The following is a 26,509-nucleotide window of genomic DNA, read 5'->3' on the forward strand; positions in this document are numbered from 1 at the left end:
GGAGTTGACGATGGATGCATTGCGTATCAATGGCGGGCGATTGTGGGCGGCCCTGATGGAGCTGGCGCAGATAGGCGCCACGGCAAAGGGCGGCGTCAAGCGCCTGGCCCTGACGGACCTCGACAAGGAAGGCCGGGACCTGGTGGTGCGCTGGGGCCGTGAAGCCGGCATGAGCATCACGATCGACCAGATCGGCAATGTCTTCATGCGCCGCGACGGCACCGACAACACCTTGCCGCCCGTGATGACGGGCAGCCATATCGACACCCAGCCCACGGGCGGCAAGTTCGATGGCAATTACGGCGTGCTGGCTGGCCTGGAAGTGGTGCGTACCCTGAACGACCTCAATATCAAGACGCGGTCGCCCATCGAGGTGGCGTTCTGGACCAATGAGGAAGGTTCGCGTTTCGTGCCCGTGATGATGGGATCGGGCGTCTTTTGCGGCGCCTTCTCGCTCGAAACCGCGTATGCGGCCAAGGACACGGAAGGCAAGACGGTGGGCGAGGAGCTGGCGCGCATCGGCTATCGTGGAGACCAGGTGCCGGGCGACCATCCCATCGGCGCCTACTTTGAAACGCATATCGAGCAGGGACCCGTGCTGGAAGACGCGGACAAGGTGATCGGCGTGGTGCCGGCCGTGATGGGCCTGTCCTGGTACGACTGCGTGGTGACGGGCATGGAGGCGCATGCGGGACCGACGCCGATGGGCTTGCGCAAGGATGCGCTGCAGGTGGCCACGACCATCATGCAGGAGGTGGTGGCGATCGCCAACCGCTATCCGCCGTATGGCCGCGGCACGGTGGGCATGGTGCAGGTGTTCCCGAACAGCCGCAACGTGATTCCCGGCGAAGTCACATTCAGCATCGACCTGCGCAATGTGAACGACGAACTGCTCAATACCATGCACGGCGAGATCACGGCCTTCATCGACGCCACGCGCGAAAAAACAGGCTTGGGCATTTCACTCGAAAGGGTGTCCTATTACCCGCCATGCCCGTTCCACCCCGACTGCGTGGGCGCCGTGCGCAATGCCACCGCAAAGCTGGGCTACTCCGTGATGGACGTGGTGTCCGGCGCCGGTCACGACGCCATCTACGCGGCCCGGCTGGCGCCGGCCGGCATGATCTTCGTGCCGTGCAAGGACGGCATCAGCCACAATGAAATCGAGGACGCCAAGCCCGAGCACCTGGAGGCGGGCTGCAATGTGCTGCTGCACGCGATGCTGGAGCGGGCCGTGGCTGTCTAGCTGCCGCTGCGCGGCGGTGCTATGCTGGGCGCCTTGCGACAACAGGCGGCCCAGCGATGAGCATTTCCGATACCGATACCGAGCGGCACCCGGCCGCGCTGCACGCCGCGCGTGGTGGCGAACTGCTGTCCATGGGCGACGCGGCAGGCGCGCAGGCCTGTTTCCAGCAGGCGCTGCTACTTGACCCCGACAATGCGTTTTCCCTGCTCAACCTGGCCTGGATGCGGGAACAGGAGGGCGCACTGGTAGATGCCTTGGCCCTGTACCTGCGTGCGCTGGCTCACATGCCGGACGACGCGCATCTGCTGCAAAACCTGGGCGCGCTGCTGCTGCGGATGCGCCGCATGGACGAAGCCGAGAAAATCTTGCGCCGCGTGCTGGCGCTGGCGCCCGAGCTGCCTTCAGCCTGGTCCAACCTGGGCGCGCTGCAGGCCAGCCTGCAGCGCGAAACACAGGCGGAGCACTGCTACCGGCGGGCCATGGAAATCGATCCCGCCTACGCGAACGCGCGCTACAATCTCGCCTACCTGCTGCTGCGCCAGGGCCGCCTGGCGGAAGGCTGGCACATGCTGGAAGCGCGGCCGCAACCGTCCGCGTTTGGCGACTACTTTCACTTCCCGCGCTGGCAGGGCGAGCCGCTGGCCGGCAAGTCGCTGCTGATCTGCCCCGAAGCGGGCATGGGCGATATGCTGCTGCTGTGCCGCTACGTGCCCTTGCTGCGCGAATTGGGCGCAGCCAGCGTGTCGCTGCTGTGCCATGCGCCGCTCAAGGCACTGCTGCGGACCGTGCCTGGCATCGACGCGGTGATGGCCATCGGCGAGGCGGTCGCTGAGCATGGGCGCGATTATTGGGTCGCCCTGCTGAGCATTCCCGGCCTGTGCGGCACGGTGCTGGAAACGATACCGTCGAACGTGCCGTATGTGCACGCGGATTCGCATGCCGTGGCCGCCTGGGCCGCGCGCCTGCCACCCGCGCCGTTGCGCGTGGGCCTGGCCTGGAAAGGCAATCCCGCATTTGAAAACGATGGCGAGCGTTCATTGGCGGCGCTCGACACGCTGGCGCCGCTGGCCGCGGTGGCAGGCGTGCAGTTTGTCAGCTTGCAAAAGGGCGCAGGCGAGGATGACACTTCGGCATCACTGGCCCTGGCTGGCGGCGGAGCGGCGCTCGGTGACATGGCCGATACCGCGGCGCTGATCTCCAACCTGGATCTGGTGATCAGCGTCGATACGGCCGTGGCGCACCTGGCGGGTGCGCTGGGCACGCCGTGCTGGCTGCTGCTGCCGCACTACCGGTCCGACTGGCGCTGGCTGGCGGGACGCAGCGATAGTCCCTGGTATCCCGCGATGCGCCTGTTCCACCAGCCTGCGCCAGGTGGCTGGGCGCCGCTCGTTGCGCACCTTGCCGAGCAGCTGATGCAGTGGCGGCAGGAGATGCTCCCTCCCGGGAGAGACGCTTAGGCTTTGGACCCTGGCTGGAAATCGCGCAGGAATGCCAGCAGTGCACGCGCCGCGATATCGGCATCGTCGGCCGTCATGGTTTCCAGCGGATTATGGCTGATGCCGCCGTTGCCGCAGCGCGTAAACAGCATGGCCACGTCGGTGATGGCGGCCATGGCCATGGCGTCGTGGCCGGCACCGGACAGCAGCGCATACGGTTCGATGCCGACCGATTCCACGGCCTGCGCCAGCTGCGCCATCAGCCACGGCGCGCACGGCGCGGCGCGGGCCGACAGCAGCAGTTCGATCTCGACATCGATCTGGCGCCGCGCGCAGATGGCGGCGATGCCATCGAGAATATCGTCGACGGCGCCCTGGCGCACGGCGTCGCTGGCCGCGCGGATGTCGAGCGACAGGGTGCAGGCGCCGGCGATCACGTTGACGGAGCCGTTCGGCACGTGCAGCTGGCCGACGGTGCCTACCAGTGCTTCGCCCTGGCTGCAGCGCTGTTCCACCAGCAGGATGATTTCGGCCGCCGCGCTGGCAGCATCCTTGCGCATGGCCATGGGCGTGGTACCGGCGTGGCTGGCCACGCCGCCAAGATTGACCAGGTAGCGCGAGCTGCCGGCAATCGCCGTGACGATGCCCAGCGGCAGGTCGCGCTCGAGCAGTACGGGACCTTGCTCGATATGCACTTCCACATAGCCGAGCAAGTCTTCGGGATCGCGCGCGATGGCGCCGATGGCCGTTGCATCGTGGCCTGCGGCGGCCAGCGCGTCGCGCATGCTCACGCCATCCGCATCCAGCTGCTCCAGCAGCGACAGATCGAACTTGCCCGTGATGGCCGTGCTGCCGAGGAAGGTGCTCTTGAAGCGCACGCCTTCCTCTTCGGCGAAGCCGACGATCTCGACGTGGAAGGGCAGCTTTTCGCCCCGTTCGTGCAGGTGGCGCACGACGGCGATGGGCAGCACGATGCCCAGCCGCCCGTCGTACTTGCCGCCGTTGCGCACCGTGTCGTAATGCGATCCCGTCATCAGGGTCTTTGCGTCGGGTGCTTCGGACAGGTAGCGGCCGACCACATTGCCGACGGCATCGATCTGCACCTGCATGCCCGCTTCCGTCATCCAGTCGGCCAGCTGCGCGGCCGTTTTCCGGTGCGCCGGCGTCATGTAGGCGCAGGTCAGGTTGTAATCGCTGTCGCTCCAGCCAGCCAGTGTCTCGGCCTGCTGCATGATGGCCGGACCGAAGTCCAGGCGCACGTCGAACAGCTCGTTCAGGCGCAGTTCGGCGATGCGCTTGATCTGCCGCAGCGATTCGGCCAGTTCATCGGCGCGCCGGTTTTTCAGGCGCCGCGCAAACGTGGCGATGATGTCCTGGCGCGTCAAACCCTCGCCCGTCGGGCCCTTGACGGCCAGGATGAAGGGAAAGCCGAACTTGGCGTTGTAGTCGGCATTGAGGCGCTGCAGGGTGGAAAATTCCTCTGGACTGCACAGGTTCAGACCGGACTTGGCCTGTTCGCGCGTCGATTCCGCCGTCAGCTGGCCCGCGATGGCAGCCTTGCCCGCCAGTTCCGGGTGGGCGCGTATCAGCCCGAGCTGCTCTTCGGGCGAGGCTTGCGCCAGCACGCGCTGCAGTTCCGTCTTGAGCGCCGTCAGGCTGGAAAACGGACGGGCGTTGGCCGCGCGCAGGGGTATCCAGGGCGAATGTTCATAGATGCCATGCAGCTGCGCGACAAAATCCGCCTGGCTGCCGGCATTCAGGTCTGAAAGGGTGGTCATGGTTCTCCGATCATGCAAGCGGTGATGATAGCGCCCTGTTCTGCATCCATTATATGCGCGCGCTGATAGCGGCTATCGCTGCACCAGCGCCTTGGCGGCGGCGCTGACCTGGTCGCGCAGCCATTTGTGTTCGGGCGCCTGGTGCACGCGCTGGTGCCACAGCTGATAAAAGCGCATGGGCGGGAATTTCAAGGGTACGGTATACGTTTTCAGCGGCAGGGTCTTTTCATAGAAGCGCATGAACTGGCGGCCTGTGGTGAGCACCAGGTCCGTCTGCGTCAGCATGTAGGGAATGAGGCCGAAATACGCTGATTCCACCACCACGTTGCGCTGCAGGTTTTGTCGCTCCAGGAAGGAGTCGATCACGCCATGGTAGCCGGGCATCATCTGCGACGGCGCCACGTGGGGCAGGCTCAGATAGTCGTCCAGGGTCATGGCGTCGCTGGCCGTGCGCCGCGCATAGGCGTTTTCCGCATGCATGGCGCAGACGATGGGGTCTTCGAACAGCTTCGAGATGTGCAGATGGGCGGGCGGTTCATCCCAGTTGGCGATGACCAGGTCCAGGCCCCCGTCGGACAATTGCCGGATATGATCGATGCCCTGTCCCAGGCTGTGCAGCACGACGCGGCTTTTCGGCGAACCGCGGCGCAGCAGGGCCACCACGTTGGGCAGGAACTGGCTGTCCAGGTAATCGGGCGCGGCGATATGGAAGGTGCGCGCCTCTTCCTGTGCCACGAACGGTGTCTTCTTGATGAACAGGCTTTCCGTCTGGTCGAGGATGCGTTTGGCCGGGTTGAGCAGGCTTTCGCCATGCTGGGTGGGCACCATGCCGCGCGCGCCGCGCACCAGCAGCGGGTCGCCTGTCAGTTCGCGCAGCTTGCGCAGGGAGGCGGAAATCGAAGGCTGCGGCTGATTGAGCTTGAGCGCCACGCGCGAGACATTCTTTTCCACCAGCAGCAGGTAGAGGATGCGGATCAGGTGCAGGTCGAGGTGTTGCGGCAGGCTGGACATGGGGCGGCGGCTCTGTTGTATATCGATTTGAATATGTCAAATATACGATATTTTTCATGTGATGGGCGGTAAATCCGTTTATCTTGTGTAGATTGGCACGAATATTGGTTCGGTTCGACTAGAGGAAATTTATGGAAGTATTTGCCTACCTGATCCCGTACGGCCTTGAGTGGCTGAACCTGATCGTCCGCTGGCTGCACGTCATCACGGGCATCGCCTGGATCGGTGCTTCCTTTTATTTCGTCTGGCTCGACAATTCCATACGCCCGCCGGCGCCCGGCTCCGAGCTGGCGAAGAAGGGCGTGTCGGGAGAATTGTGGGCCGTGCATGGCGGCGGTTTCTATAACCCGCAAAAATACCTGGTGGCGCCCGCCGAACTGCCGCAGGAACTGCACTGGTTCAAGTGGGAAGCGTATTCCACCTGGCTGTCCGGCTTTGCGCTGCTGACGATTGCCTACTACTTCAATGCGCAGGCCATGATGATCGACAAGGCCGTGGCCGATATCACCAGCGGCCAGGCCGTCGGCATCGGCATCGCCACCCTCGTCATCGGCTGGACCGTGTACGACCTGCTGTGCAGGTCAAAACTGGCGCAATATGAGCTGTGGTTCGGCGTGACGGTGTTCGCGCTGATCGTCGGCGCCGCGTATGTGCTCACGCATCTGCTCAGCGGGCGTGCCGCCTACATCCACGTAGGCGCCATGATCGGTACCATCATGGTGGCCAATGTGCTGATGCTGATCATTCCCGGCCAGCGCAAGATGGTCGAGGCCATGGCGGCCGGCAAGCTGCCCGATCCCAAGCACGGCCTGAAGGCCAAGCAGCGCAGCGTGCATAACAATTATTTTACCTTGCCCGTGCTGTTCATCATGATCAGCAACCACTACGCAATGACCTACCGCAACGATCATGCGTGGCTGGTGCTGGCGCTGATCATGGCGGCCGGTGTCTTTATCCGCCACTTCTTCAACCTGCGCCACAAGGGCCGTGTGGAGTGGCGCTATCCGGCCATCGGCGTGGCCTTGCTGCTGGCCGTAGCTATCGCCATCGCGCCGAAAGCGCCCGTGGCCTTGGCGGCCGCGCCTGTGGTGGACCCGGTGGCGCAGTTCAGGAGCGTGCATGCCATCATCGCCCAGCGCTGCGCCACCTGCCACTCGGCCCGGCCCACGCAGCCCGGTTTCGCCACGGCGCCGGCCGGCATGATGCTGGATAATGAAACGCAGATCCGCCAGCATGCGGCGAAAATCTACCAGCAGGCCATCGAGCTGAAGGCCATGCCGATCGGGAACCTGACCAATATGACCGACGCCGAGCGCCGCGAACTGGGCGCCTGGTTGCAACAAACCATGCAAGGAGCAAAATGACTACGCACGCAGAAAAAATCACGGCCTGGATCGACGATCACTTCGACGAGGAAGTCGCATTTTTACAGAAGGTAGTGCAGCAGCCGACGGATACGCCGCCCGGCAATAACGCGCCGCATGCGGAGCTGGTGGCGCAGCTGCTGCAGGCGTATGGCTGGAACGCCGAAAAGCACGCCGTCCCAAAGGACCAGGTCGAGGCGTACGGCATGCAGAGCATCACCAACCTGATCGTGCGGCGGCCTTACGGTGCGGGCGGTCCGACGGTGGCCCTGAATGCGCATGGCGACGTGGTGCCGCCCGGCGATAACTGGACGTATCCGCCGTATGGCGGGCAGATTGACGGCGGCTATATCTACGGCCGCGCGACGGCCGTGTCGAAAGGCGATTTCGCCACCTATGTGTTCGCCGCGCGGGCGCTCGAAGCGCTGGGTGTTCCCCTGAAAGGCCAGCTGGAACTGCACTTCACGTATGACGAGGAATTCGGCGGCTTGCTGGGGCCTGGCTGGCTGCTGGAACAGCGGTTGACGAAGCCCGATTTCGTCATCGCCGCCGGCTTCAGCTATGGCATCGTCACCGCGCACAACGCCTGCCTGCAGCTGGAAATCACCGTGCACGGCAAGTCGGGTCACGGCTCCATGCCGGAAACGGGTCATGACGCACTGCAGGCCGCCAACAAGATCCTCAACGCCATCTACGGTCAGCTGCCGGAGCTGAAGAAGATCAAATCCAAGGTGGCGGGCATCGACTCGCCCACCATGCTGGTGGGCCGCATCGACGGCGGCACAAATACGAATGTGGTGCCGGGCAAGGTCGTCATGAAGATGGACCGCCGCATGATCCCGGAGGAAGACCCGGTGGAGGTGGAAGCGCAGGTACGCGCGCTGATCGAAGACGCCGTGCGCGGCGAACCGGGCATCCGTATCGAAATCCGCCGCCTGCTGCTGTCGCACGCGCTGCGGCCCTTGCCCGGTTCCGAGCGGCTGATCGGCAGCCTGCAGAAAAATGCGCAGGCGATTATGGGCGAAACCATCCCCGCCGTCGGCACGCCCCTGTATGCGGATGCGCGCCTGTATGGCGAACGGGGCATCCCCGCCGTGCTGTATGGCGCCGGTCCCCGCACGGTACCCGAATCGAATGCGAAAAAGGCCGACGAGCGCCTGGCGCTCGATGACTTGCGCAAGGCCAGCAAGATCGTGGCCCTGACCTTGCTTGACTTCCTGGCCGCCTGACTGGACCGCGACCATGCCGCTGGCATCCGGTAAGATGCATGCCTGGGAAATCGGGGGAGGCAGCATGGATGTGACTGGAAAGAAGACGATAAGGGAACTGGCGGCCGACCTGGCCGCCGGCCGCATCACCAGCGTGGCATTGACAGAGCAGATGCTGGCGCGCGCCGAGGCGCACCGGGCGCAGGGTGGCCATGCCTATGTCAGCCTCGATGGCGAACAGGCCTTGGCCGAGGCACGCGCCAGCGACGCGGCGCGCGCGGCCGGCCTGGTGCCTTCGCCGCTGGCCGGCATCCCCATTTCGATCAAGGATCTGTTCGACGTCAAGGGGCAGGTCAGCAGCGCCGCCTCGCTGGCGCTGGCCACGGCGCCGCCCGCCGTTACGGATGCCGGCGCCGTGGCGCGCCTGCGCGCGGCCGGCGCCATCCTGCTGGGCCGCACCAACATGAGCGAATTCGCATTTTCCGGCCTGGGCTTGAATCCCCATTACGGCACGCCGCGCAATCCGCACGACGGCGCGCGCGTGGCAGGCGGCTCCACCTCGGGCGGCGCCGTCACGGTGGCCTTGGACATGGCGGCCGGCGCGCTGGGCACGGACACGGGCGGCTCGATCCGCATCCCGTCCGCCTTCTGCGGCCTGACTGGGTTCAAACCGACGGCAGCCTCCGTGTCGCTGGCCGGCACGGTGCCCTTGTCGCGCTCTCTCGACTCGGCCGGCCCCATCGCGCGCAGCGTCGATTGCTGCGCCATCCTCCATGCGGCGCTATCGGGCCAGGAGCTTGCCGGTGGCGCGCCAGCGCTGAAAGGCCTGCGTTTCGGTTTTACTGCGGATTACGTGGGCGCCAATGTCGAACCGCAGGTGCAGCAAGCTTTCGATGCCGCGCTGGACAAGCTGCGGCAAGCCGGCGCCCTGGTGGAACGGTTTGACTTTCCCGAATTGCTGGAGCTGCCGGGTATCAATGGCGGCGGGGGCCTGGTGGCGGCGGAAGCCTGGCACTGGCACCGGGCGCTGCTCGATGACAAGGGCGCGCAATACGACCAGCGCGTGGCGGCGCGCATCCGCCGCGGCCAGCAGCAGGGCGCAGCCGACTACATCGACCTGCTCGATGCGCGTGCGCGCCTGATCGCCATCGCCAGGCGTCGCCTGGCGCCGTTCGACGCCTGGCTGATGCCCAGCGTGGCTATCCTTGCACCGCAAGTCGCGCCGCTGGAAGCGGATGACGCCACCTTCTTTGCCACGAACGGCCTGGTGCTGCGCAACGCCAGCGTCATCAACTTCCTCGACGGCTGCGCGCTGTCGCTGCCTTGCCATGCGGATGGCGAATTGCCCGTGGGGCTGGGCATCTGCGGCCTGGCCGGCGCCGACGATACAGTGTTGCAAATCGGCCGCGCCGTGGAGGCCCTGCTGCGAGGGCACGGAAAAGAATAGTGCCATAGTGCAGGAAAATGCCAATTCTGTCATGATGGCTGGCATTGACATGGGATAGTCGCGCTGCGGGCGCCGGCAAACTTCACACTGTGCACCGATACGACCTGATTAGCTGTCATGACTGCGGCGTGCTGTACCGCAAACGTCCGCTGCGTCCGCGCGAAAAGGCGCGCTGCATCCGTTGCCGTTCGGTGCTGTACCGGGGGGCTCACGCGCGTGGCGCATCGGCCGAACTGAGCAAGGTGGTGGCGCTGACCCTGGGCGCCGCCTTTGTCTTCCTGATCGCCCAGTTTTTCCCCATCGTCGAACTCGACGTCAATGGCCTGACCTCGAGCGCTACGCTGCTCGGCTCCATCCGCGTGCTGTGGTACGAGCAGATGCACATCGTGGCCACGATGGTCTTCCTGTTTACCATTCTCTTTCCCGCCATCGAACTCGGTTCCCTGCTGTATGTGGCGCTGGGCCTGCGCGGCGGCGTCAAGGTGCCGGGCTTCAATCGCGTGCTGCGTGCCGTGCAGACGGCGCGCGAATGGGGCATGACGGAGGTGCTGATGATCGGCATCCTGATCACCGTCGTCAAGATGACCAGCCTGGCCACCGTGCTGCCGCAACCTGGCCTGTTCGCGTTTGGCGCGCTGACCCTGTTGCTGGCTATCGTCGTCTCGTTCGACCCCAAGGCCCTGTGGAACCTGGGCGACGAGCTGACGCGCCAGGCGCTGCCCGGCATCCGCTACAAGGCTTTCGCGTCCGGCGAAAAGGTCGTTCCCTGCCATGCCTGCGGCCTGGTGGCGCCGCCGCTGGCCAAGGGCAGGCACCTGGCGTGCGTGCGCTGCGGCACGGCCCTGCACGTGCGCAAACCGGACAGCATCAACCGCACCTGGGCCCTGCTGATCGCCGCCATGATCCTCTATATTCCCGCCAACCTGCTGCCCGTGATGGTCACGCAATCGCTGTTCGGTGCGCAGGATGACACCATCATGAGCGGCGTGGTGCTGTTCTGGACCAGCGGCTCGAAAGGTCTCGCCATCATCATTTTCATCGCCAGCGTGGTCGTGCCGATGCTGAAACTGGGCGTGCTGGCGCTGCTGGCATTCACGGCGCAGCGGCGTTCGCGCTGGCGGCCGCGCCAGCGCACCATCTTGTACCGCATGGTCGAATTCATCGGCCGCTGGTCCATGCTCGACATCTTTGTCGTCACCCTGACGGTGGCGCTGGTGCGCTTCAAGTCGCTGGCCGTGATCACGGCCGGTCCCGGCGCCCTGGCCTTTGGCGCCGTGGTGGTGCTGACCATGCTGGCGGCCATGCAGTTCGACCCGCGCCTGATCTGGGACCCCGTCGACGGGCAGGTGCCTGGCGAGGAAGAACCCGTGGTGCTGGCAAATACCGGAAACAATACAGTGATTGGAGAACAGCATGTCTGACAAAGAAGCGGGCGACCTTGCCGAAACCGGCGCGCCAGCAGTGGCGCGGCTGCCCGAACCCGATGTGGACCCGGCCAGCCGCTGGCTGCCGTCGCTGGTGTGGCTCATTCCGCTGCTGGCCGCGCTGATCGGCGCCGGCCTGGCCGCCAAGTCCATCCTCGACCAGGGACCCACGGTGACGGTCAGCTTCAAGAGCGCCGAAGGCCTGGAGCCGGGCAAGACCAAGGTCAAGTACAAGGATGTCGACATCGGGCAAGTGCGCGCCATCACCCTGGGCGACGATTTGAGCAAGGTGCTCGTGACGATCGACATGAGCAAGGAAGCGCGCCGCTTCGCCACCGCCGACTCGCGCTTCTGGGTGGTGCGCCCGCAGATCGGCGCCAGCGGCGTGACGGGCCTGGGCACCTTGCTGTCGGGTGCCTACATCGGCGTCGACACGGGCAAGTCGGAGCAGAAGAAGGAGAACTTCATCGGCATGGAAAGTCCGCCCGCGGTGGCCGGCGACCAGAAGGGCAAGCTGTACACCCTGCACGCAGACAGCCTCGGTTCCGTCGATGTCGGTTCGCCCCTGTTCTTCCACCGCCTGAGGGTGGGCAAGGTGGTCAGCTTCGCGCTGGACAAGGATGGCAACGGTATCAGCATGTCCGTCTTCGTCAATGCCCCGTACGATCAATTTGTCGGCAAGAATGCGCGCTGGTGGCATGCCAGCGGCGTCGACGTGCGCCTCGATTCCAACGGCTTCAAGCTAAATACGCAGTCGCTGGCCGCCATGCTGGTGGGCGGCATCGCCTTCGAGGCGGAGAACGGCCGCAAGCCCGAGGAGCCGGCGCCGGCCGGTACCAGCTACCGCTTGGCCGCTGATGAAGCGAGCGCCATGCGCGAGCCCGATGGCGAGGCGATCACCACCGTGTTCTATTTCGACCAGTCCCTGCGCGGCTTGCAGGCCGGCGCCACAGTCGATTTCCGCGGCATCGTGCTGGGCGAGGTGCGCTCGGTCGGCATCGAGTTCGATCCCGTGAAGAAGAACTTCCGCATGCCCGTCACCGTCAACTTGTACCCGGCCCGCCTGGGCATGCGCTTCAAGGCCGCCGTCGACGATGAGGAAGGCTCGGCCGGCCACCAGCTGCTCGAACGCATGGTCAGCCGCGGCTTGCGCGCCCAGCTACGCACGGGCAACCTGCTGACCAGCCAGCTGTACATCGCGCTGGACTTCTTCCCGAAAGCGCCGAAGGTGGCGCTGGACCTGAACAAATATCCGCTGGAAGTGCCGACCGTGCCGAACACCCTCGATGAATTGCAGACGCAGATCGCCAGCATCGCGCGCAAGCTCGATCAGGTACCGTATGCGGAGATCGGCAATAACCTGAATGCCACGATCAAGCAGGCCAATACCCTGTTCAAGCAGCTCGATGGCCAGGTGGTGCCGGAAATGCGCGATACGCTGACGGCGGCGAAGCAGACCTTCGGCACGGCCGAACAGGTGCTGCAAAAGGATTCGCCGCTGCAGTCGGACGTGCGCCAGGCCTTGCAGCAGCTGACGCAAACCCTGCAATCGCTGAACGCCCTGTCGGATTACCTGGAACGCCACCCCGAGTCCCTGATCCGCGGTAAAAAAGGAGATGAAAAAAAATGATGAAGCCGATGTTTGCCGCGCTGCTGGCGGCCAGCCTGCTGGGCGCCTGCTCCACGCCCCAGCCCGAGCATTTCTATACGCTCAGCGGCGGCGCCGACGCGCAGCCGGCCAAGCCCGTGAAATACTATGTCGAGGTGCTGGCCGTCAGCGTGCCGCAGCAGGTGAGCCGCAACCAGTTTGTCGTGACGGCGCCGTCGGGCCGCATCGAACTGCTGGAGCAGCAGCGCTGGGCGGGGCCGCTGGCCGGCGAGATCGGCCAGGCCCTGTCGACGGCCGTGACAAACGACCTGGGCGCCATCGATGTGTTCCGCACGCCGCATCCCGACGACTTGCCCGTGTACCGCATTAGCACCAACGTGCAGCGTTTCGAGTCCGTGATGGGCCAGTACGCGCTGATCGATGCCGTGTGGAGCGTGCGCCAGCTGGCCAGCAACAAGGTGCTCACTTGCCGCACGGTGGCCAATGAAAAGGTGGGTGCCGGCTACGATGCGCTGGTACTCGGTCACCGCCGCGCGGTGCACCGCATCGCCGCCGATGCGGCCAGCGTCGTGCGTGCTTTTGACAACGGCAACGCCGCCTGCCCGGCCGCCTGAGCCGCCTTCCGCTACCCAGTCCAGGCGGGCGCTGGTAAAATGCGGGGATGGGAATGACCTCTTTTATACGCCGCTGCGCCGCCTGGATCGCCTGTTTCGCGATCCTGCTGGCGGCGCTCGCGCCGTCGATTTCCCAGGCCATCGCCAACGCCAAGCAGGAATCCGGCTCCGGCTGGGCGGAAATCTGCTCGGTTGCCGGCATCCGTTTTGTCCAGCTTGTGCAGGCCGATGACGGCGCCGCCGATGGCAAATCCGGCGGCAAGGCCATGCAGATGGAGCATTGCGCCTTCTGTTCCACGCATGCCGGTTCGGTCGGCCTGCCGCCCAGCCCCGTGCTGCCGCTGCCCGTCATTACCGGCACGGCCATTTTGCCGTCGCTGTACTACCAGTCTCCTTTCCCTCTCTTCATCTGGTCCACCGCGCAGTCGCGCGCGCCGCCCGGTCTCATTTAAGTTTTCGCATTTTCAATGCTGGCGCTGTCCACCTTGCGGTGTGACGTCCCGCATCCGCACACTTAAACGAGAATCACATGAACAAGACATTATTGGTGCTGGCGGCAGCCATCGCCCTGGCCTATCCCTGCGCGCGGGCGCAGCAACTTGAGCAAACCGACCACGCCATCGACACCGTCGTCGTTTCCGGCTCGCGCGCGCAATCATGGCTGTCCGAGACGCCGCAGGCCATCGGCGTCGTCAATGCCAAAGCACTGGAGCGCGACAAGCCCAGGACCATGGGCGATATCCTCAACCGCATCGCCGGCGTGTACTGGAATGACCTGGGCAACGAGCAGCACAGCATGAGCATCCGCCAGCCCATCGGCACGAATGCCGTCTACCAGTACCTGGAAGACGGCATCCCCATCCGCCCGCTGGGCGTCTTCAACCACAACTCGCTCAATGAAATGAACATGGCGGGCGCCAGCGGCGTGGAAGTGGTGAAGGGCGCCGCCTCCTCGCTGTACGGCAGCAATGCCGTGGGCGGCGCCGTCAATTTCCTCACGGCCGGCGCCAGCGTCACGCCGACGGCCAAGGTGGGCGTGCGGCGCGATAATGTGGGCGGTTTCACCCGCTACGACACGTCCGCCAGCGATACCTGGGGGCCGCTGGGATTGCGCTTTTCCCACTACAGTTCGCGCCGTTCGCGCGACAACTGGCAAGAGTACAGCTATGGCGACAAGGATTCGTTCTCGCTGCGCGCCGACTATGCGCTCAGCCCCACCTCGCAGCTGCGCGCCACCCTTGTCCACACGGATCTTGACGCCGCCATGACGGGCAGCCTGTTCGAGAACGACTACCGCCGCAATCCGGGCAAGAGCCTGAACACTTTTACTTATCGCAAGGACAAGACCACGCGCATGAACCTGGCGTGGGAGGGCGCGACGACGGCCCATGGCACGAGCACCGTCACCGTGTTTACGCGCAAGAACGACCATGGGCAGATTCCCGCGTATTCGATCGGCAGTTGCGTGGGGCTGAAGTGCAAGGGCGTCATCAACAACAACCACGTCGATTCGCTGGGCCTGGACGTGAAACACCAGCAGGAGTTCGCCTGGCTGCGTTCGCGGCTGGTCGCCGGCGTGTACGTGGACAGGAGCGACAATCCCTTTGTCAGCGACAACCTCTCCATCGTGCGCGATGCCGCCACGGGCCGCTACCTGCGCTACACCCTGGCCAATGCCAGCAACCCGCAGGGCGTGCGCGACTACCAGACGGACATTTTGAACACGGCCGTCTTCGCGCAGTGGGAATGGTCTCCGCTGGCGGGCACGCGCGTGGTGCTGGGCGGCCGCTCGGACGCCATCCGCTACGATTACCACAACAAGCTGGCGCCCGGCGGCAGCGTCAATGACGGCGCCCCCGACGAGTCGCGCAGCTTTTCGCACATGAGTCCGAAGCTGGGCGCCACCTACGCCATCGGCCATGCGGGCAGCGCGTATGCGAACGTCAGCCAGGGTTTTACGCCGCCCGAAGTAAGCCAGCTGTATGGCAAGACGGGCATCGCCGACCTGCAGCCATCCGTCTACAACAACTATGAACTGGGCCTGCGCTGGGCCTTCCTGCAGGGCCGCTTGAAACTCGACACGGCCCTGTACCGGCTCGACGGGCGCGATACCATCGTCAGCTACACGCTCTCGCCGGGCAACAGCGAAAACCGCAATGCGGGACGCACGCGCAGCGAAGGGCTGGAGCTGGGCCTGAACTACGACAGCGGCCCGTTCGACGCGCGCTTCGCCACGGCCATCGCGCGCCACCGCTACCTGCGCTACCAGGTCTCCAGTACCCTCGATTACAGCGGCCGCACCATGCCGCAGGCGCCGCGCGACATCACCTCGTTCGAGATCGGCTACAAGCCCATGGCCGGCGCGCGTATCGCACTCGAGGCCGTGCACCAGGGCCGTTACTGGATGAACAACGCCAATACGGTGGAGTACAAGGGCCATGCCTTGCTGAACCTGCGCGCCAGCTACCAGCTCGCGCGCGGGCTGGAAGCGTGGGCGCAGGTGCGCAATATGGCCGATAAGCGCTATGCCGATTCGGCCAGCAGCAGTTATTCGGGTGTGGGCAGTTACGCGGCCAATACGCAGAACCAGTACACGCCCGGTGCGCCGCGCAGCGTGATGCTGGGCCTGGCCTATACCTATAATGGACTGTGAGGCTGGCCATGGACGATCACACCTTTCTTATCGCACGGCGCAAAAGCCTGTACTGGCGCATCCACTTCTGGGCCGCGCTGATCGCCTCGCCATTCGCGCTGGTGGCCACCCTGACGGGCATCCTGTACGTCTTCACCCCGCAGATCGAGGCACGGCTGTACCAGCACCTCGATCACGTGGCGCCGCAAGCGTCCATGCTGCCGCTGGACGCCGCCGTGGCGGCAGCGGAGCGGGCGGCCCCGCATGGCTGGACGGTGCAGCACGTGGTGCCGCCGTTTCAACAGGACGACGCAGTGCAGGTGGCGTTCGCGCCGCCCGGCGGCGCGCCCGACGAACATGCGGGCCATGGCGGGCATGCCGCACCGGTCAAGCCGAAATTCGGCCTGCCCGCGCAAGCCATCATCGTCTACGTGAATCCGTATGACGCGCGCGTGCTGGGCAGCCTGGCCGGCAGCGAACGTTTCGGCAACTGGGCGAAAAGGCTGCATTCACGCCTGCTGCAGAATGATGGCTGGCGCTGGATGATCGAGCTGGCCGCCAGCTGGCTGATGGTGATGCTGGTGACGGGCGTGGTGCTGTGGTGGCCGCGCGGCGCGCAATCTGGCTTGCCTAAGCGGGGCGCGCGGGGCCGCAATGGCTGGCGCCAGTGGCATGCTTTTATCGGCGTGGCGCTCGGCATCGTCAGTGTCGTGATCCTGACGACGGGCCTGACGTGGAGCCAGCAGGCGGGCGCGCGCATCCGCGTGCTGCGCGACGTCAGCGGCCAGGCGCCGCCGCCTGTGCCGCGCGGCCTGCACTCGACCGAGGAGGGCGCTCCGCTCGACTGGCAGGATGCGTGGCGGGTGGCGCGCAGCCATGCGCCGGCCATCGCCGTGCAGCTGACGGCACCGGCCAGCCAGGACGATGTGTGGCGCGCCACGATGGCCGACCGCAGCCAGCCCACCTTGCGCTTCGACCTGCAATTCGACGCCTACAGCGGCAAGCCCCTGTATTACGCAGGGTGGGACGCGCAGACGGCGTTCGGCAAGGCGACCGCCATCGGCATCCCGTTTCACCGTGGCGAATTCGGCTGGTGGAACCAGGCCTTGCTGCTGCTGTTCGGCGCCAGCGTGCTGTTTTCGCTGGTGTCGGGCTGGGTGATGTTCTTCAAGCGCCGTTTGCCAGGCACTTCGGGCTTGCCCAAGTTGCTGCCGGGCGCCTGGACCTCGCCGTCACCGCTGGCCTGGCTGGTGGCGGCCGGCATGTGCGCGCTGATGCCGCTGCTGCTCATTTCCGGCTGCATGCTGATGCTGCTGGAGCTGGGGTTGGAGCGCGCCAGACGCCGGCGCATGGCTGCGCGTTGACATGGCATACGGCCCGGCGATTGCTGCGTTAGAATAAGGGAGTGCGGCCAGGCTCGTTGCCATGGGCCGCCCCTTGCAATGGCTAAACCATGGTATTCATCGATTTTCCCGCCTTGTCCGCACTGGCCGCCGCTTCGGCGCTGGTGACGAAAAAATGCAGCTGCTGCAGCGTGCCGCTCGATGCCTGGCAGCGTCTGCCCACCTCGCTGCAACTCGACCGCTTTGAGGAGGTCGGCACCCTGCGCGAAGACCCGTACGAAGAACCGACGTTTGCCGAGTACCACCCGCAGGGCACGCGCTACGACAGCGCGGACGCGCCCATCGCGCCGCGCTTTTATCCCGCCAACCTGAGCCAGGTGGCCCGCTGCCTCGACTGCGGCCGCCACTACCTGCGCTACAACGAGGCGGGCGGCTACTTCACCGAACTGCGCATCCGCGCGCTGCGCCCGCAATTGCTGGCCGACGCGCCGCTGTCAGCGTGAGGGCGACAGGCTTTCCTTGACGTGCGCGATGCCGTGTTCATCGTAGATCGAATACACGGCGGCGAGGAGGTTTTCCAGTTCCGGCGAGCGGTCCATATGCCGCATGCTGAATAAAATGGGCGAGAACGCATGCTTGTCGTCCAGCTTGCGGTACACGACGTTCCGGTGATGCATGGCCTGCACGCTTTCCGGCACGATGGAAATGCCCTGGCCGGCCGCCACCAGTCCCATGGAAATCTGCAGCTCGCGCACTTCCGTGACGGGACCGGGCGTGACATTGCCTTCGCTGAACATGGCCAGCACCTGGTCGGCAAAGCTGGGGCGGGGCGCTTTCGGATACACGAGCAGGGTCTCGTGGATCAGGTCAGTCAGGCGCAATCCGTCTTCCCCCTTGGCCAGCCGGTGGCCGGGCGGCAGGGCCACCACCAGCCGTTCCTCGCGCAACAGGATGCGGCGGATGCTGGGATCTTCGCTTTTCAGGCGCCCGAAACCCACGTCGATGCGGCCTTCCTTCAGGGCCTTCAACTGCTGCACCGTCGTCATTTCATGCAGGGTCACGTCGACCTCGGGATGGCGCTCGCAAAAGCGGTGCACGATGTCGGGCAATTCGCCATACAGAGTCGAGGCGACGAAGCCGATCGACAGGGTGCGCTCCAGCTTGCCCACGCGCTGCGTCATCGCCTGCAGGTCGCGCACCTGGTCGAGCAGGGGCCGCGCATGGGCGAGGAAAAACTCGCCCGCTTCCGTCAGCCGCAAGGGCCGCGAGCCCTTTTCGATCAGCGCCACGCCCAGCGTTTCTTCCAGCTGCTGCATCTGCCGGCTCAGCGGCGGCTGCGCGATGTGCAGGCGCGCGGCGGCCCGCGTGAAGTTCCTTTCCTCTGCGACCGCAACGAAGTAGCGCAAATGCCGTAGTTCCATCTTCATACCTTTCAGGTATAGGTTTGATACCAACTCGGTGTTGGACGTGGGGACATTCGGGGAATATCGTGTCACCACTCCACAGAATTATACGGAATAAATATGATTCAAAATATCGAGACCTACCTGGTCGATGTGCCAACCATCCGCCCGCACCGGATGTCCGTCGCCACCATGAATACGCAGACCCTGGTGCTGGTGCGCCTGCGCTGCGCCGACGGCATCACGGGCTGGGGCGAGGCGACCACCATCGGCGGCTTGAGCTACGGCGGCGAAAGCCCGGAAAGCATCAAGACGAATATCGATACCTATATCGCACCGCTGCTGGTCGGCATGGAAGCGAGCGCGGTGGCCAAGGCCATGGCCCGTGTGCGCAAGGTCATCCAGGGCAACCGCTTCGCCAAGTGCGCGATCGAGACGGCGCTGCTCGATGCGCAGTCGCGCCGCCTGAACGTGCCGCTGTCGGAATTGCTGGGCGGCCGCGTGCGCGATGCGCTGCCCGTGGCCTGGGTGCTGGCCAGCGGCGACACGGCGCGCGATATCGCCGAAGGGGAAAAAATGCTGGACTTGCGCCGCCACCGCATCTTCAAGCTGAAGATCGGCCTGCGCGACGTGATGGACGACGTGGCTCACGTGCTGGAAATCAAGCGGGCGCTGGGCGAACGGGCCAGCGTGCGCGTCGACGTCAACCAGGCCTGGAGTGAGACGGACGCCGTGCGCGGCATCGCCGCGCTGGAAGCGGGCGGCATCGACCTGATCGAACAACCGGTGAAGGCCGGCAACCGCGCCGCGCTGGCGCGCCTGAAACAGCGCTTCGACGTGGCCATCATGGCCGACGAAGCCTTGCACGGCCCGGCCGATGCGCTGGCGCTGGCGCAGGCCGATGCGGCCGACGTGTTTGCCGTCAAAATCACCCAGTCGGGCGGCTTGCTGCCCGCGCTGGAAGTGGCGACCGTGGCGCGCCTGGCCGGCGTCGGCCTGTACGGCGGCACCATGCTCGAAGGCGGCGTCGGCACGGCGGCCACGGCCCACGTCTGCTCCACATTTGCGGAACTGGCCTGGGGCACGGAATTGTTCGGGCCTTTGCTGCTGACGCAGGAAGTCTTGCGCGAGCCGCTCGTGTACCGCGACTTCATGCTGCAGGTGCCGACGGGGCCGGGCCTGGGCGTCGAGATCGATATGGACAAGCTGCGTTCCATGCAGCGTCAATAAGGAGAAACCATGTTATTCCATGTACGCATGAACGTGAACCTGCCGTTGAGCATGCCCGCCGAGCAGGCGGCGCAGCTGAAGCAAACGGAAAAGGAACTGGCGCATCGCCTGCAGCACGAGGGCAAGTGGCGCCACCTGTGGCGCATCGCCGGCCAGTACGCCAACATCAGCGTCTTCGACGTGGACAGCGTGGACGAACTGCATAACTTGCTGACCTCGCTGCCGCTGTTTCCCTACATGCAGGTCGACGTGATGCCGCTGTGCCGCCATCCCTCGTCGGTCCGCGACGACGATTCCTGACCCGCGCAGTACCCTCACTCAAGGAGACACCTGATGAACCATACCGACATTGATACCCTCGTCAAGAAGTGGATCGTGGAAGCGGCCGACCGACCGGCCAACCCGCGCGTACAGCAAGTGGTGCTGCGCCTGCTGGGTGATTTGTGCAAGGCCATCGAGGACCTGGACCTGACGCCCAGCGAAGTGTGGAGTGGCGTGTCCTACCTGTCGTCTGCCGGCGCGTCGAGCGAACTGGGCTTGCTGGCCGCCGGCCTGGGCCTCGAGCACTTCCTCGACCTGCGGGCCGATGAGGCCGAAGCGAAAGCGGGCATGGCAGGCGCCACGCCGCGTACCATTGAAGGCCCGCTGTACGTGGCCGGCGCGCCGCGCAGCACGGGCTTTGCCCGGCTGGACGATGGCAGCGAGAGCGCACGCGCCGAAGTGCTCTACATGCAGGGCACCGTATTTGATGCAGATGGCAAGCCGGCTCCCGGCGCGCAGGTCGAGGTCTGGCATGCAAACTTGCTGGGCAATTATTCCTTCTTCGACCAGAGCCAATCGCCGTTCAACCTGCGCCGCACCATCATTGCGGACCAGAAAGGACGCTACCAGTTTCGCAGCATCCTGCCCGTCGGCTACGGCTGCCCGCCCGACGGCACCACGCAGCGGCTGCTCGATCTGCTGGGGCGGCACGGCCAGCGCCCTGCGCACATCCATTTCTTCATCAGCGCGCCGGGCCACCGCAAGCTGACCACGCAGATCAATATCGATGGCGACCATTATCTGTGGGACGATTTCGCCTTTGCCACGCGTGAAGGCCTGGTGCCGCCCATTGCGCGCATCGACGATGCGGCGCAGCTGGCGGCCCTGCAGCTCGAACAGCCGTTCGCCTCGATCGATTTTGATTTTCACCTGAGCCGCGACAGTGGGGCGCTGCCGCCGGCCGAGGTCGAACGGCCGCGCGCCGCAGCCTGAGGACGACGCCATGCCCGAGTTGTTGACCTCCGACGGTAGCGTCCTGCATTACCGCACCGATGGCGACCGCGCCAAGCCCTGCCTTGTCCTGTCGAACTCCCTCGGCACGGACTTGTCCCTGTGGCAGGCGCAAGTGGCCGCGCTGGCCGATGATTTTTTTGTCGTGCGCTATGACACGCGCGGCCATGGCCAGTCCGTCGCCGGCGCCGGAGCATTCGGCATCGAGCGGCTGGGGCTGGACGTTGTGGCGCTGCTCGATCAATTGGATGTGGAGCGCGCCGCGTTCTGCGGCATTTCCATGGGCGGCTTGACGGGGCAGTGGCTGGGCATTTACCAGCCGCAGCGCTTGACGCAACTCGTGCTGGCCAACACGGCGGCGCGCATCGGCACCGCCGATGCCTGGCTGGCGCGCGCGCAGCAAGTAAGGCGCGACGGCATGGCCGCGGTGGCCGATGGCGCCGCCGCGCGCTGGTTCACGCCGCAGTTTATCGCTCGCGAGCCGGACACGGTGGCGTACCTGGTGGCTACATTGGGCGCACAGGCTGCGGACGGCTATGCGGCCTGCTGCGAGGCGCTGGCACAGGCGGACCTGCGCGCCGCCGTCGGCACGATAGCCGTGCCCACCTTGTTCATCGCAGGCGAGCACGATCCCGTGACGACGGTGGACGATGCGCGCCGGCTGCAGCAGCAGGTGGCAGGCAGCCGCCTGGCGAGCGTGGCCGCGTCGCATATCTCGAATGTCGAGGCGGAGCAGGTATTCACGGCGCAGCTACGGGCCTTTTTGCTGCAATAAGCTGGTCGCGCCTGAGCGGCACGGCAAGAATTCGCTTTGCCCTTGAGTACCGCTGCCGGCTGGTCCGGTACGCGGCAGGGGAAGCTTTATTGAAAAATAATAAGAAAAAGCAGACTTGGAGTAGACGGATGGAAAACAGATTAATCATCATCGCGGCGATCACGGTGGGCTACTTTGCCCTCATGTCGTACATTACCTACAGCGTGCGCAAGCACGCCAACAGTGCAGAGGGCATGACGGCGGGCGGGCGCAACTATCCCGCCTACCTGATCGGTGCGTTGCTGCTCTCCGAATTCATCGGCAGTTCGGTGAGCATCGGCACGGCCCAGAAGGGCTATGAACTGGGTATTTCCGCCGCCTGGAACCTGGTGGCGCTGTCGCTGGGCTTCTTGCTGCTGGCCATCGTGCTGGTCAAAAAATACAAGGAAAGCGGGCAGTCGACGATTTCCGGCATCCTGGCGCAAACGTATGGCGAGCCCGTGCGCTATGCGGCGTCGATACTCACCATCGTCGCGCTGGGCATCGTCGCCGTGGCCCTGTACGCGAGCGGCGGCGCCGTGCTGGCGGCCGTGCTGCACATCAACAAGACGGTGGCCATCTTGCTGGTGGGCGCCATTACCGTGATCTACGTCAGCCTGGGCGGCATGCGCTCGGTCGTGTACACGAATTTTGCCCACTCCATCGTCAAATACCTGGGCGTGATCCTGGCGCTGGCCTATGCGCTGGAAGCCTCCGGCGGCATCGGCGCGCTGCAGGCGCAGCTGCCGGCCAAGATGTTCAACTGGGTCGAGATCGGCTGGGGCCAGATCATCGCCTGGATGATAGGCGGCATCGGTTCCATCTTCGCCACGCAATACGTGATCCAGGCCCTGGTCAGCACCGACAACCCTGCCGTGGCCAAGCGCGCCTGCTATTACGTGTCGTCGCTGATGATCCCGTTCGGCCTGATGGCAGCCCTGATCGGCATGTGCAGCGCCGTGCTGTATCCGGGCATGAAGTCGATCGACGCCTTCCCGACATTGATCGCGCACATGCCGGCCTTTTCCGCCAGCATCATGATCGTCGGCCTGGCCGGCGCCCTGTTCGGCGGCATTTCCGCCACCACCCTGGCATCGGCCACCCTGGCCATGAAGGATTTTTATGATCCCTGGTACAACAAGGCGAAGAATGACGCGAAATCGCTGATGTTCCTGCGCATCGCCATCGTCGTGGCCGGCCTGCTGCCGCTGGTGCTGGCGCTGTATGCGGAAAAACTGCTGATGATCGCCTTTCTCGGCAAGGCCCTGCGCGCCACCCTGGCCGTGCTGGTGCTGATGGCCTTCTATGCGCCGAAATTCGGCACGCCGCGCGGCGCCTTTGTCGGCGTGATCGTCTCGGTGATCGCCACCATCGGCTGGTTCCTGGCGGGCAATCCGTACGGCGTGGACAGTTCCTACCTGGCGCTGGCCGGTCCGCTGCTGACGATGGGCATCAGCCATCTGTTCAAGCCGGCGCAAGCTGTGGCGAAGCCGGCATCGTCGTCGCACCTCTAGGTTAGACCAGCCCCGTCATGTAATAGATGGCAATGACGAGGAACACGGCCACCGTCTTGATGACGGTGATGCCGAAAATGTCGCGGTAGGACTGGCGGTGCGTGAGGCCCGTGACGGCCAGCAAGGTGATCACGGCGCCATTGTGCGGCAGGGTATCCATGCCGCCGCTGGCCATGGCCACCACGCGGTGCATGACTTCGAGCGGAATATGCGCCTGTTGCGCGGCCTGGATAAAACTGTCCGACATGGCGGCCAGCGCGATGCTCATGCCGCCCGAGGCCGAGCCCGTGATGCCGGCCAGGGTTGTGACGGACACGGCCGCGTTGACGAGCGGGTCGGGCACGCTGCGCAAGGTATTGCTGACTGCAAGAAAACCGGGCAGGGCGGCGATGACGCCGCCAAAGCCGTATTCGGATGCCGTATTCATGGCCGCCAGCAGCGCGCCGCCGACGGCCGCCTTGGTGCCTTCGGCGAAGGCGGCACGGATGCGCCCGAAGGCCGTTGCACAGACGAGCAAGATTCCCAGCAACAAGGCGCCTTCCACGGCCCAGATACCGGTCACGGAAGCGATCGCCGTGGACACGGGCGCATGCAAGCCCGGCAAGGCCTCGGCGGTGAGCACATAGCTGGCGCCATACCAGTGGGGAATCAGCTTGGTCAGCGCAAAGTTGGCCACGCCCACCAGCACCAGCGGCGCCACCGACAGCAGCGGATGGGGCAAGTCGCCACCACCGGTCTTGGCCTGCTCCGCTTCCACTCCATACCCTTCGCCCGTCGCCATGACGGAGCGCCGGCGCCATTCCAGGAAGGCCAGTCCCATGATCACCGTCAGCACGGCGCCGATGGTGCCCAGCCATGGCGCGGCCCAGCCGGTCGTATTGAAGAAGGTGGTGGGGATGATGTTCTGGATCTGCGGCGTGCCCGGTAAAGTATCCATGGTGAACGAGAACGCGCCCAGGGCGATGGCGCCGGGCATCAGTCGCTTGGGGATATTGCTCTGGCGATACAGCTCGGCCGCGAACGGATACACGGCAAACACCACCACGAACAGCGACACGCCGCCGTAAGTCAGGGCCGCGCACACGGCAACGATGACGGCATTCGCGCGCGCGCTGCCGATGTAGCGGATGGCGGCCACGACGATGGACTGCGAAAAGCCGGACAGCTCGATCAGCTTGCCAAACACGGCGCCGAGCAAAAAGACGGGGAAATACAGCTTGATGAAGCCCACCATCTTTTCCATGAAGATGCCGCTGAAGACGGCCGGCACGGCGGACGGGTCGGTGAGCAGCACGGCGCCGAGCGCGGCGACGGGCGCAAACAGGATCACGCTGTAGCCGCGGTAGGCGGCCAGCATCAGGAAGGCCAGTGCGGCCAGAACTATCAGGAAAGACATCGATCAGGCCCTTGCGCGATGGAAGTGTTTAATTAATCAATTGTTCAATTAATATCACACTTCCACGGTGCGTGCCAACGCACGGATCAAGAATTGCGCCCAGGCACCGATAGATGCCAACGGCCAGCTATCCCACTGTCGCGTTGACCTTGCCGATGAGCGAGCACCCGCACGCCGTCTTGTCGCCCTGGACGGCCACCGAAATACCGCCGGCGCTCAATCAGCGGGGAGATTGCTTCCTATTTGGACCAAACGGGACGTCTATTTTCCGGCATATCCGCTTGAAAAAATGATTCAATCATACGCAAGGTATTGATGTCATATAAGGATTGGGTTCCTGCAAAATGCCGACCACCACAATCGATGGCGACCTGTCTGCCTTGCATCCAAAACCAATAATCTCGTATGAATGGCTCACACTTTATATGTCGAAGCTGAGTATTCGCGTCGCGTCGTCGTGCGAAAGTTGCCACTCTATCTTGCTGCGCCAGAGCTTGCGGGCCTGAATGTAGAGTCCGTATGTCGCCGGGTCGCGGCTGGCTGGCATGTGTTCCTTCCAACGGGCACATGCTGGCAGCGGGTCGTCCAAGCTAAATTTTTTGAATCCATATGGCAGGGCATGCAAGGCTCTCTCCTGTAAGTAGCTTGAGAGGAAAAAAGCCGCAGCGACGAGCGACGCCAGCAGAACAAGGCAATATAGCCATCGTAGACGAGAGCCGTTTGCAACCGCATGAGATGTGACGGACATTCAGGTTAGCTCAGTACGTGGGTTTGTCGTATGACTCTGGCTCGACCGCGTCCTCCACACCGGACCAGGGTGGCAATTCAGCCGGAGGCAACGGAAGTACTTGGTCGAGCCTGCTCAGCTTGAGGTCGGGATTGATTTCCAACGCGTCGTAAATCGCTTCGTAGCGCCTTTCTCGCTCCGTGTCTACTTTAATTCCCAAGGGCCTTAGTGCATCTTTTTCCTTGTCAGAGTTCCTGGCCCAATACCCTTGGTTGAACATAATCCTAAGGTCTCGCGCGCATTCTAGGCTCCCAAATTTCACGCCATTTTGATATATGCGTATAGCATCTTGAAACTTCATACTCACTCTGGCATTTAGAGCCAGCTCGTGGGCTGCTGGTCCGTGCCCCTGATGATATGCGCACTGCAGCATGGTTGCCTCATCTCCCCGGCGTCCAGCTTCGCTATAAGCTTGAGCCAATGTCATCTGTGCTTCCGGGCTGCCGAGCTGGGCCGCCTTCAGATAGTATGCCCAAGCTAAATCGACATCGTAGTGCGCGCCGCCATAGCCGTGCTCGTGAGCGACACCGAGGTCATACAGACCCCAGGGTTGCATTTCCTTGGCGGCCATGCGGACGATGTCTACGCTCTTGTCGGGGTCTGCATCAAGTACGTGATTGGATTCGAGAACACCGAGCCCACGCAGATAAAAATGCGCCATCAGTGCTCGTGCTCCCCAGTCGCCCAAGTCGGCCGCTTTTTTTACATCGGTGAGGATGCGCGTGGCCTCCTCACGCGTGAATTGCCACCCTATTTTGCTACGCCACACCTTGCGCGCCTCGATGTAGAGCCGGTATGCTGCCGGGTCGCGGCTGGCCGGCATGTGTTCCTTCCAACGGGCACACGCTGGTAGCGGGTCGTCCAAGCTAAATTTTTTGAATCCATATGGCAGGGCATGCAAGGTTCTCTCCTGTAAATAGCTATTGAGGAAAAATGCGCCTACAGCCAATACCACCAGCAGAGCCGAGGCATATATCCTTCGTTGTCTTAATTTTTCCATGG

Annotated in this window: 22 protein-coding genes; 17 read left to right on the plus strand and 5 right to left on the minus strand. The window is 64.4% G+C overall.

The genetic code is table 11. The features are described 5' to 3' along the window. The first annotated feature begins 10 nt into the window (after positions 1-10). Both AC3RCJ_RS06480 and AC3RCJ_RS06485 read left to right on the plus strand, forming a co-directional pair. A complete protein-coding gene (locus AC3RCJ_RS06480) occupies positions 11-1,246 on the plus strand; it encodes a Zn-dependent hydrolase (protein WP_492959363.1) in 1,236 nt (411 codons plus the stop codon). Between the two features lie 56 nt (positions 1,247-1,302). Beyond that, the gene (locus AC3RCJ_RS06485) at positions 1,303-2,703 is read left to right on the plus strand and encodes a tetratricopeptide repeat protein (RefSeq protein WP_492959361.1); all 1,401 of its coding nucleotides are present in this window, start codon (positions 1,303-1,305) and stop codon (positions 2,701-2,703) included. Here AC3RCJ_RS06485 and AC3RCJ_RS06490 read toward each other — a convergent pair. Together AC3RCJ_RS06490 and AC3RCJ_RS06495 are read right to left on the minus strand one after the other, a co-directional pair. Next, entirely contained in the window at positions 2,700-4,460 is a 1,761-nt protein-coding gene (locus tag AC3RCJ_RS06490) for an allantoate amidohydrolase (RefSeq protein ID WP_492959359.1), read from the minus strand. The genes AC3RCJ_RS06485 and AC3RCJ_RS06490 overlap by 4 nt on opposite strands. Before the next feature lie 72 nt (positions 4,461-4,532). Continuing rightward, positions 4,533-5,471: a LysR substrate-binding domain-containing protein gene (locus AC3RCJ_RS06495; RefSeq protein WP_492959357.1), complete on the minus strand. Its 939-nt coding sequence runs from the start codon at positions 5,469-5,471 to the stop codon at positions 4,533-4,535. Between the two features lie 131 nt (positions 5,472-5,602). Here AC3RCJ_RS06495 and AC3RCJ_RS06500 point away from each other — a divergent pair, with 131 nt between their 5' ends. The 10 genes from AC3RCJ_RS06500 to AC3RCJ_RS06545 all read left to right on the plus strand — a co-directional run bounded on the left by AC3RCJ_RS06500 (position 5,603) and on the right by AC3RCJ_RS06545 (position 17,615). Continuing rightward, positions 5,603-6,835 (plus strand): urate hydroxylase PuuD, encoded by a 1,233-nt coding sequence (locus AC3RCJ_RS06500; protein ID WP_492959355.1) that lies wholly within the window; start codon positions 5,603-5,605, stop codon positions 6,833-6,835. Continuing rightward, a complete protein-coding gene (locus tag AC3RCJ_RS06505) occupies positions 6,832-8,064 on the plus strand; it encodes a M20/M25/M40 family metallo-hydrolase (RefSeq protein WP_492959353.1) in 1,233 nt (410 codons plus the stop codon). The genes AC3RCJ_RS06500 and AC3RCJ_RS06505 overlap by 4 nt, the downstream gene beginning before the upstream one ends. Positions 8,065-8,128: 64 nt before the next feature. Further along, entirely contained in the window at positions 8,129-9,490 is a 1,362-nt protein-coding gene (locus AC3RCJ_RS06510) for an amidase (RefSeq protein WP_492959351.1), read from the plus strand. Positions 9,491-9,618: 128 nt separating this feature from the next. Beyond that, positions 9,619-10,911, plus strand: a complete 1,293-nt coding sequence (locus tag AC3RCJ_RS06515) for a paraquat-inducible protein A (RefSeq protein WP_492959349.1) — start codon at positions 9,619-9,621, stop codon at positions 10,909-10,911. Beyond that, entirely contained in the window at positions 10,904-12,544 is a 1,641-nt protein-coding gene (locus AC3RCJ_RS06520) for a PqiB family protein (protein WP_492959347.1), read from the plus strand. The genes AC3RCJ_RS06515 and AC3RCJ_RS06520 overlap by 8 nt, the downstream gene beginning before the upstream one ends. Further along, positions 12,541-13,137 (plus strand): PqiC family protein, encoded by a 597-nt coding sequence (locus AC3RCJ_RS06525; protein ID WP_492959345.1) that lies wholly within the window; start codon positions 12,541-12,543, stop codon positions 13,135-13,137. The genes AC3RCJ_RS06520 and AC3RCJ_RS06525 overlap by 4 nt, the downstream gene beginning before the upstream one ends. Positions 13,138-13,190: 53 nt before the next feature. Then, positions 13,191-13,589 (plus strand): DUF2946 domain-containing protein, encoded by a 399-nt coding sequence (locus tag AC3RCJ_RS06530; protein ID WP_492959343.1) that lies wholly within the window; start codon positions 13,191-13,193, stop codon positions 13,587-13,589. 77 nt (positions 13,590-13,666) lie between these two features. Next, entirely contained in the window at positions 13,667-15,790 is a 2,124-nt protein-coding gene (locus tag AC3RCJ_RS06535) for a TonB-dependent receptor family protein (protein WP_492959341.1), read from the plus strand. A gap of 8 nt (positions 15,791-15,798) precedes the next feature. Beyond that, entirely contained in the window at positions 15,799-17,133 is a 1,335-nt protein-coding gene (locus tag AC3RCJ_RS06540; protein WP_492959339.1) for a PepSY-associated TM helix domain-containing protein, read from the plus strand. A gap of 89 nt (positions 17,134-17,222) precedes the next feature. Then, positions 17,223-17,615, plus strand: coding sequence for a hypothetical protein (locus AC3RCJ_RS06545; RefSeq protein WP_492959337.1), 393 nt, complete (start codon positions 17,223-17,225; stop codon positions 17,613-17,615). Here AC3RCJ_RS06545 and AC3RCJ_RS06550 read toward each other — a convergent pair. After that, the gene (locus AC3RCJ_RS06550; protein WP_492959335.1) at positions 17,607-18,533 is read right to left on the minus strand and encodes a LysR family transcriptional regulator; all 927 of its coding nucleotides are present in this window, start codon (positions 18,531-18,533) and stop codon (positions 17,607-17,609) included. The genes AC3RCJ_RS06545 and AC3RCJ_RS06550 overlap by 9 nt on opposite strands. Before the next feature lie 102 nt (positions 18,534-18,635). On the opposite strand from AC3RCJ_RS06550, the gene AC3RCJ_RS06555 reads away from it, so the two are divergent. The 5 genes from AC3RCJ_RS06555 to AC3RCJ_RS06575 all read left to right on the plus strand — a co-directional run bounded on the left by AC3RCJ_RS06555 (position 18,636) and on the right by AC3RCJ_RS06575 (position 23,324). Continuing rightward, positions 18,636-19,745 carry a muconate/chloromuconate family cycloisomerase gene (locus AC3RCJ_RS06555; RefSeq protein WP_492959333.1) on the plus strand — a complete coding sequence of 370 codons (1,110 nt, stop codon included), beginning with the start codon at positions 18,636-18,638 and terminating at the stop codon, positions 19,743-19,745. 9 nt (positions 19,746-19,754) lie between these two features. Then, positions 19,755-20,045: a muconolactone Delta-isomerase gene (gene catC, locus AC3RCJ_RS06560; protein ID WP_492959331.1), complete on the plus strand. Its 291-nt coding sequence runs from the start codon at positions 19,755-19,757 to the stop codon at positions 20,043-20,045. Between the two features lie 33 nt (positions 20,046-20,078). Next, a complete protein-coding gene (catA, locus tag AC3RCJ_RS06565) occupies positions 20,079-20,999 on the plus strand; it encodes a catechol 1,2-dioxygenase (RefSeq protein WP_492959329.1) in 921 nt (306 codons plus the stop codon). 10 nt (positions 21,000-21,009) lie between these two features. After that, on the plus strand, positions 21,010-21,792 hold the full coding sequence (gene pcaD, locus AC3RCJ_RS06570) for a 3-oxoadipate enol-lactonase (RefSeq protein ID WP_492959327.1): 783 nt from the start codon (positions 21,010-21,012) through the stop codon (positions 21,790-21,792). A gap of 128 nt (positions 21,793-21,920) precedes the next feature. After that, positions 21,921-23,324 (plus strand): sodium:solute symporter family protein, encoded by a 1,404-nt coding sequence (locus AC3RCJ_RS06575; RefSeq protein WP_492959325.1) that lies wholly within the window; start codon positions 21,921-21,923, stop codon positions 23,322-23,324. A 1-nt stretch (position 23,325) separates the two neighbouring features. Here AC3RCJ_RS06575 and AC3RCJ_RS06580 read toward each other — a convergent pair whose 3' ends face one another. Next, positions 23,326-24,720 (minus strand): GntP family permease, encoded by a 1,395-nt coding sequence (locus tag AC3RCJ_RS06580; protein ID WP_492959323.1) that lies wholly within the window; start codon positions 24,718-24,720, stop codon positions 23,326-23,328. 758 nt (positions 24,721-25,478) lie between these two features. Continuing rightward, positions 25,479-26,507 carry a tetratricopeptide repeat protein gene (locus tag AC3RCJ_RS06585; protein ID WP_492959321.1) on the minus strand — a complete coding sequence of 343 codons (1,029 nt, stop codon included), beginning with the start codon at positions 26,505-26,507 and terminating at the stop codon, positions 25,479-25,481. Positions 26,508-26,509: the final 2 nt, after the last annotated feature.

The organism is Janthinobacterium sp. GW822-FHT07H11 (assembly GCF_058798615.1).